This window comes from Streptomyces sp. S3(2020), from assembly GCF_013044505.1.
Lineage (GTDB): Bacteria > Actinomycetota > Actinomycetes > Streptomycetales > Streptomycetaceae > Streptomyces.
The window spans coordinates 21244-28735 of sequence record NZ_JABERD010000127.1 but is presented as its reverse complement, the minus strand read 5'-3'; the positions used below and the strand labels follow the sequence as shown (position 1 = coordinate 28735).

Annotated in this window: 8 protein-coding genes; 3 read left to right on the top strand and 5 right to left on the bottom strand. The window is 74.5% G+C overall.

The window, feature by feature from the left end; all coding sequences use genetic code 11:
* The 3 genes from HLK59_RS32100 to HLK59_RS32090 form a co-directional block, all read left to right on the top strand.
* A partial coding sequence (locus HLK59_RS32100; protein ID WP_240982760.1) for a glycosyltransferase family 1 protein occupies nucleotides 1-987 on the top strand: 987 nt, incomplete at its 5' end.
* Entirely contained in the window at nucleotides 984-2138 is a 1155-nt protein-coding gene (locus HLK59_RS32095) for a glycosyltransferase (protein ID WP_171145080.1), read from the top strand. The genes HLK59_RS32100 and HLK59_RS32095, both read left to right, overlap by 4 nt.
* On the top strand, nucleotides 2135-2998 hold the full coding sequence (locus tag HLK59_RS32090) for an SGNH/GDSL hydrolase family protein (protein ID WP_171145079.1): 864 nt from the start codon (nucleotides 2135-2137) through the stop codon (nucleotides 2996-2998). Before HLK59_RS32095 ends, HLK59_RS32090 begins: the two co-directional genes overlap by 4 nt.
* A 93-nt stretch (nucleotides 2999-3091) precedes the next feature.
* Here the strand turns inward: HLK59_RS32090 and HLK59_RS32085 are convergent, their stop codons facing one another.
* Genes HLK59_RS32085 through HLK59_RS32065 form a run of 5 tightly spaced genes read right to left on the bottom strand, consistent with a single transcriptional unit; the run spans nucleotide 3092 to nucleotide 7482 of the window.
* Complete coding sequence (locus HLK59_RS32085; RefSeq protein WP_171145078.1) at nucleotides 3092-3961, bottom strand: biotin-dependent carboxyltransferase family protein; 870 nt, start codon at nucleotides 3959-3961, stop codon at nucleotides 3092-3094.
* Nucleotides 3958-4575 carry an allophanate hydrolase subunit 1 gene (locus HLK59_RS32080; RefSeq protein WP_171145081.1) on the bottom strand — a complete coding sequence of 206 codons (618 nt, stop codon included), beginning with the start codon at nucleotides 4573-4575 and terminating at the stop codon, nucleotides 3958-3960. The genes HLK59_RS32085 and HLK59_RS32080 overlap by 4 nt, the downstream gene beginning before the upstream one ends.
* Nucleotides 4576-4577: 2 nt before the next feature.
* Nucleotides 4578-5336: a 5-oxoprolinase subunit PxpA gene (locus HLK59_RS32075; RefSeq protein ID WP_171145077.1), complete on the bottom strand. Its 759-nt coding sequence runs from the start codon at nucleotides 5334-5336 to the stop codon at nucleotides 4578-4580.
* A 32-nt stretch (nucleotides 5337-5368) separates the two neighbouring features.
* Complete coding sequence (locus HLK59_RS32070) at nucleotides 5369-6190, bottom strand: putative hydro-lyase (RefSeq protein WP_171145076.1); 822 nt, start codon at nucleotides 6188-6190, stop codon at nucleotides 5369-5371.
* Complete coding sequence (locus tag HLK59_RS32065; RefSeq protein ID WP_171145075.1) at nucleotides 6187-7482, bottom strand: MFS transporter; 1296 nt, start codon at nucleotides 7480-7482, stop codon at nucleotides 6187-6189. Before HLK59_RS32065 ends, HLK59_RS32070 begins: the two co-directional genes overlap by 4 nt.
* Nucleotides 7483-7492 lie beyond the last annotated feature (10 nt).

Genomic DNA, 7492 nt, shown 5'->3' with positions numbered 1-7492 from the left:
CCTCCGGGGCTCGGAGATGGGTATAAGCGCCACGTCCCCCCCCCCCCCCCCCCCGCCTCCCCCCAGGTACGCGTCGCCCTCCCCAGCCGACGCGTCGCCGCGGCCCTCACCGAGCACCGCGCGGATATCGTCCACCTGGCCAGTCCCTTCGTCCTCGGCGTCCGCGGCATGGCTGCCGCCGCCAGGCTCGGCATCCCCGCCGTGGCCGTCTACCAGACCGACCTCGCCGGATACGCCCGCACCTATGTGCACGCGGGCGAGGCGGCCGCGTGGCGCCGCATCCGCTCCGTCCACGCCGCCGCGAACCTCACCCTCGCCCCGTCCAGCGCCGCCCTGCACGACCTGGCGACCCACGGCGTCCCCCGGGTGAAGCTGTGGCCGCGGGGCGTGGACACCGTCCGCTTCCGCCCCTCGCTGCGCGACGAGGCACTGCGCCGTGAACTGGCCCCGAACGGCGAGCTGATCGTCGGCTACGTCGGGCGCCTCGCCCCCGAGAAGCAGGTCGAACTGCTCGCCGGAGTGTGCGGCCTGGAGGGCGTGCGGGTCGTGATCGTGGGCGACGGACCGAGTCAGCCCGGCCTGACCGAGGCGCTCCCGGGCGCGGTCTTCCTCGGCCGTCGTACCGGCGACGAACTCGCCCGGATCTTCGCCTCGTTCGACGTCTTCGCGCACACCGGTCCTTTCGAGACCTTCTGCCAGACCGTGCAGGAGGCCATGGCCAGCGGGGTGCCCGTCGTCGCGCCCGCCGCCGGCGGCCCGCTGGACCTGGTCGCCCACGGGCGCACCGGCCTGCTGGTCCCGCCGCGCGACGCGGCCGCCGTACGGGACGCCGTGTGGGCCCTGGCCGCCGACCCTGCACTGAGGGCCGCGTACGGCACCGCCGCGCGCGCCATGGTCGAGGGGCGCACCTGGGCGGCCGTCGGCGACCAGCTGATCAGCCACTACGCGAGCGTGCTCGCCACGCGGCGGACGGCGGTGGCGGCATGAAGCCGGGCGGCACCGACGCGTTGCGGATCGTCCGCCTCGCCAACTTCGTCGCGCCCGCCTCGGGAGGCCTGCGCACCGCGCTGCGCGAGCTGGGCAAGGGATACCGGGCGGCCGGGCACGAGTCCGTGCTCGTGGTGCCCGGCGAGCGGGTGAGTGACGCCGAGACCGAACAGGGGCGTGTGATCACCCTGCCCGGCCCGCTGCTGCCCGGCACCGGCGGCTACCGCGTGCTCGCCGACAAACGCCGAGTGGCACGGATCCTGGAGGAACTGGCCCCCGACCGGCTGGAGGTCTCCGACCGTACGACGCTCAGGTGGACCGGCAGATGGGCGCGGCGGGCCCGGGTGCCCGCCGTGATGGTCTCCCACGAGACCGCCGACGGTGTCCTGCGCACCTGGGGTGTCCCGGAGGGCGCGGCCAGGCGGGCGGCGGACGCCCTCAACGTCCGCACGGCACACACCTACGCGCGCGTGGTGTGCACCACCGAGTTCGCCGAGCGGGAGTTCGTGCGCATCGGGGCGCGCAATGTCGTACGGGCGCCGCTGGGCGTCGATCTGGTGGAGCGGCACCCCGCGCTGCGCGACCCGGGGGTGCGGTCCCGGTACGCGCGCGTGGACGAGACGCTGCTCGTGACGTGCACCCGGCTCTCCGTGGAGAAGCGGCCCGGCACGGCGCTGGACGCCCTGGAGGCGCTTCTGCGGCGCGGGCGGCGGGCGGTGCTGGTGGTGGCCGGGGACGGTCCGCTGCGGGCGCGGCTCGAACAGCGGGCCCGCGGGCTGCCGGTCGTCTTCCTCGGACATGTCTCCGACCGCGCGCTGCTCGGGGCGCTCCAGGCCTCCGCCGACGTGTGCCTGGCCCCAGGGCCGGCCGAGACCTTCGGGCTCGCCGCGCTGGAGGCGATGGCGTGCGGGACGCCGGTGGTGGCGAGCGCCTCATCGGCGCTGGCCGAGGTGATCGGTTCCGCGGGGGCCGTCGCCGCGGACCACGGGGGTGCCTTCGCGGACGCCGTGGAGACACTGCTGGAGCGGCCCCGCGCCGCGCGCCGGGAAGCCGCACGCGCGCGTGCGGAGTGCTTCGGATGGCGTACGGCGGTGGAGGCGTTCCTCGCCGCGCACGACGCGCCGGTCTCCGTGCCCGGGGGCGTCCGATGAGACCGGTCCGGTTCGTCGCCCTCGGTGACTCGCTGACCGAGGGCGTGGGCGATCCCGTCGGCGAGGGGTGGCGCGGCTGGGCCGCGCTGCTCGCCGACGGGATCGGTGAGTCCGTGGACGCCGTGGAGTTCACCAACCTCGCGGTCAGCGGTGCCCAGACGCGGGACGTGCTGGAACGGCAGCTGCCCGCCGGGCTCGCGCTGCGTCCGGACGTCGTGTCCGTCGTCGTCGGCGTCAACGACACCCTGCGCTGCACCTTCGACATCCATGCCGTGGCCTCGCGGCTCGACGCCGTGTACGCGGCCTTCGCCTCGCAGGGCGCGGTGGTGCTCACGGCCTGTCTGCCCGACCCCGGCGCGATGCTGGGGCTGCCGGGGGCGCTGGCACGGCCGCTGGCTCGACGGCAACGGGCGGTCAACACGGTGGTGCACGCGCTGTCCGAGCGGTACGGGGCGGTCCATCTGCATGCCGCCGAGGGCGCCTGGCTCATGGACCGGGCGATGTGGAGCGCGGATCGGCTCCATCCGGGGGAGCGGGGGCATCGGCAACTGGCGGTGCGGTTCCACGCGTTGCTGGCGGAGGCGGGGCTTGCGACGGGGGTCGCGCCCACGCCCGAGCCCGAGTTCCCGGTGCCCACCAGGTCGGCCGGTCTGTGGTGGCTGGCCACGGCGGGTACGGGGTGGGTGGCTCGGCGGTGCACCGATCTGCTGCCGCAGTTGCTGAGGCTCGCGGCGGACGAGGTGGGGCATCGGGCTCGGGGGACCAGTGCGCGGCTCGATCTGCGGGCGTCTGCTGCGGTTTCGGCGGCTTTGGCCGCGGTTGCTGTGTCCCTGCCGGATCGGGGGCCGGAAGCGGCGTGAGTGCCGCGCCGGGGTCGGTGGGGCACCGCGGGTCGGAGGGGTACCGCGGGTCGGACGGGGCTGATCGCGCAGTTTCCCGCGCCCCTGAGCAGGTCAGCTTCGGCGTACTGCCAAGAAGCGCACCGGGGTGCCCGGTACCGCTTGAGCAGCCGCCGGGAGGTCTGCCGTGCGGACGACCGCGATCACCGGATAGCCGCCCGTCGTCGGGTGGTCCGCCAGGAAGACCACCGGGCGGCCGTCCGGTGGTACCTGGACCGCGCCCAACACCATCCCCTCGCTCGGGAGTTCACCGGGGACGGCACGCTCCAGGGCAGGGCCCTCCGTACGCAGCCCGATGCGGTTGCTCGCGGAGGACACCCGGTAGGCGCGGGACGTGAAGGTGCGCAGTGCCTCCGGTGTGAACCAGTCGTCGCGAGGGCCCGGCGTCACCCGCAGAACGAGTTCCGCCGGGGGCGCCGGCTGCGGGGCGGCGTCCACGCGTGCGTGGAGCTCTGTCGGAGTGCCCAGGGGCAGGACCGTGCCGTCCGTGAGCGGGGGCGGGCCGAGGCCCGACAGGAGGTCCGTGGAGCGGCTGCCGAGGACCGGGTCGACGGTGATGCCGCCGGAGACGGCCACATAGGTGCGCAGACCGGCGACGGCCGTGCCGACGTTCAGGAGGGCGCCCGCGGGGACCGGTACCGGGGCGCCCCAGGCGACCGGGCGGCCGTCCACCGTCACCGGGCAGGGGGCACCGCCGACCGCCACGAGGACCGCCGAACGGGGGCGTACGGCACAGCCGTTGAGCGTGGTCTCCAGGACGGCCGCGTCCCGGGCGTTGCCGACCAGGCGGTTGACGAGCGCCGCCGCGGGGCCGTCCAGCGCCCCCGAGCGGGGCACGCCCAGGTGGGCGTGGCCCGGACGTCCCAGGTCCTGCACGGTGGTGAGCGCCCCGGACCGTACGACGGCGAGTGCGCGGTCCGTCATACGGCACCCACCGGTACGAACCTCACGCGCGTGCCCGGCGAGAGCAGTGCCGCCGGCACGCGCGCGTGGTCCCACAGAACCGTGTCCGTGGTGCCGATCAGCTGCCAGCCACCCGGTGACGAGCGCGGGTACACGCCCGTGTACGGGCCCGCGAGAGCCACCGAACCGGGCGGGACGGCCGTGCGCGGGGTCGCTCGGCGCGGCACGTCGTACTGTCGCGGAAGGCCGGTGAGGTAGCCGAAGCCGGGGGCGAACCCGCAGAAGGCGACGGTGAACCCGGTGGCCGCGTGGATGCGGGCCACCTCGTGCGGTGCGACACCCCAGTGCGCGGCCACGTCGGCCAGGTCGGGGCCGTCGTAGCGCACGGGCAGTTCGACGACGTCACGCGCGCGTGGGGGAGCGGGCGGTACGGCCGAGGCGGTCAGTTCGGAGGCCAGCCGGGCAGGGTCGGCCAGGCCGTCGAGGAGGACCGTGCGGGCCGCGGGGACGATCTCGGCCACGGTCAGCGAGCCCTCCGCGCGGCGGCGCAGCAGCTCCGCGTGCAGCGCCTGCGCCTCCTCGCCCGAGGAGACCTCGACGAGCAGCGCGCCGTCGCCGACGGGCAGTGCCCTCATGCTCATGCGAAGGCCTCCACACGGACGCCCGACTCCGCCAGCCGCGCCCGGACCCGGCGGGCCAGCTCCACCGCGCCCGGGGTGTCCCCGTGCAGGCACAGCGAGCGTGCCCGGACCGCGATGCGCGCGCCGGAGCGCGAGGTGACCGCGCCGTCCCGGGCCAGCCCGAGCGAGCGCTCCACGACGGTGTCCGGATCGGTGACGACCGCGCCCTCCTCGCCGCGCGGCACCAGGGTGCCGCCGTCGGTGTAGGCGCGGTCCGCGAACGCCTCCGTGACCGCCGGGAGGCCCGCCTTCCCGGCCAGCTCCAGCAGCCGCGAGCCCGGCAGGCCGAGCACGGGCAGGGCCGCGTCCGCGAGGAGCACGCCGTCGACGACCGCGCCGGCCTGCTCCTCGTCGCGCACGACCCGGTTGTAGAGCGCGCCGTGCGGCTTGACGTACGACACGCGCGTGCCCGCCGCACGCGCGAAGACCTCCAGGGCGCCGATCTGGTACGCCACCTCGGCCGCCAGTTCGGTGGGCGGCACGTCCATCGCGCGCCGCCCGAACCCGGCCAGGTCCCGGTAGGAGACCTGGGCGCCGATCCGTACGCCGAGCTCGGCCGCCCGCTCGCACACCCGCCGCATGGTCGCCGCGTCCCCGGCGTGGAAGCCGCAGGCCACATTGGCGCTGGTGACGACGGACAGCAGCTGTTCGTCGTCGGTGAGCTGCCAGCGGCCGAAGCCCTCGCCCAGGTCGGCGTTCAGATCGATCGAGGTCATGGAACTTCCGAGTCTCCTTCCGAGGCCACTTCTCAGGCCACCCGGTACTGCTGGTCGCGGGCGTCCGTGAGGAACATCTGGCCGGGCGCGTGGGTGATGGCGAACGGCGGGCGCGAGGCCATCACCGCGGCCTGCGGGGTCACGCCACAGGCCCAGAACACCGGGATGTCGTCCGGCTCGATGTCCACCGGGTCCCCGAAGTCGGGGCGGTCGAGGTCATCGATGCCGAGGGTCGACGGGTCGCCGCAGTGTACGGGGCCGCCGTGCACGGCCGGGAGCAGACTGCTCTCCCGGATCGCCGCCGACAGGTGCTGCGGCGGCACCGGACGCATCGACACCACCATCGGGCCGTGCAGCCGTCCCGCCGGCCGGCACTGCCAGCTGGTCTCGTACATCGGGACGTTGCGGCCCTGCTCCCGATGCCGGATCGGGACACCGGCCTCGGTCAGGGCCCACTCGAAGGTGAAGCTGCAGCCGATCAGGAACGACACCAGGTCCCCGCGCCAGTGCGCGCGCACATCGGTCGGCTCGTCCACCAGTTCGCCGTCCTGCCACACCCGGTAGCGCGGCAGGTCGGTGCGCAGGTCCGCGCCGTCGGCCAGGACGGTCGTGGGGGAACCGGCGTCCGTGACGTCGAGCACCGGGCACGGCTTCGGGTTGCGCTGGCAGAACAGCAGCATGTCGTACGCCCAGTCCGCGGGCACCGAGATCAGGTTGACCTGGGTGTGGCCCGCCGCGACCCCGGAGGTGGGGCCGGTCAGGCCCGCGCGGAAGCGGGTCCGGGCGTTGCGCGGGCTCCACGCGTGCGCGTGCTCGTCGACGAGGGTCAGGGGACGGTCCTCCGTGCGGTTCACGCCAGTTCCTTCCCGCGGGTCTCCGGCAGGCCGAAGAGCGCCAGCGCGGCGATGCCGTAGCCGATCGCACCGAAGACCAGCGCGCCGCCCACACCCCAGCTGTCGGCCAGGAAGCCGACCGTGGTGGGGAAGACGGCGCCCACCGCGCGCCCGGCGTTGTACGTGAAGCCCTGTCCCGTGCCGCGCACCGCCGTCGGGTACAGCTCGGCCAGGAACGACCCGAAGCCGCTGAAGATCGCCGACATGCAGAACCCGAGCGGGAAGCCGAGCACGAGGAGCAGGGTGTTGGAGCCCTCCGGGATGTTCCCGTAGGCCAGGATGCAGACGGCCGACAGCAGCGCGAAGAGCCAGATGTTGCGGCGGCGGCCGAGACGGTCGGTGAGGTAGCCGCCGGTGAGGTAGCCGAGGAAGGCGCCGGAGATCAGGAACGTGAGATAGCCGCCGGTGCCGACGACGGACAGGCCGCGGTCGCTCTTCAGATACGTCGGGACCCAGGTGGCGAGGGTGTAGTAGCCGCCCTGGACACCGGTGGAGAGCAGACCGGCGAAGATCGTCGTACGCAGCAGACCGGGTTTGAAGATCGCCGTGAAGGAGGTCTGCCCGGCGCTCTTCTCGCGGACCGCGATGGCCTCGGGCGCGTCCTGCACCCGGCGGCGCATCCACACGACGAGCAGCGCGGGCAGCGCGCCCGTCCAGAACATCACGCGCCAGGCCATGTCGTCGCCGAAGACGGAGAAGACCAGCGTGTACACGAGCACCGCCAGGCCCCAGCCGACGGCCCACGAGCTCTGGATCACGCCGAGCGTGCGGCCCCGGTGTTTCGCGCTCGCGTACTCGGCTACCAGGATCGCGCCGACCGCCCACTCACCGCCGAAGCCGACCCCCTGGAGGGCACGGAAGACCAGCAGCGTCTCGAAGTTCGGGGCGAAGCCGCAGGCCACGGTGAAGACCGCGTAGGTGATCACCGTGATCATCAGGGCCCGGACCCGGCCGACGCGGTCGGCCAGCACGCCCGCGAGGGCGCCGCCGAGCCCGGAGGCCAGCAGCGTGACGGTGGTGAAGAGGCCGGTCTGGCCGCTGTCCAGGCCGAAGTACGCGGCCAGCGCGACCATGCTCAGCGGGAGGGTGAAGTAGTCGTACGAGTCGAGGGCGTAGCCGCCGAACGCGCCGGCGAAGGCGCGGCGGCCGCGCGGACCGAGGGCGCGGAACCAGCCCAACGCGCCGTCGTCGGCGGGACGTTCTGTCGTCGTGGGCTGAGTGGTCATGGCCGGTGGCGGGGGAGTCGTGCTCATGTGCACCTCG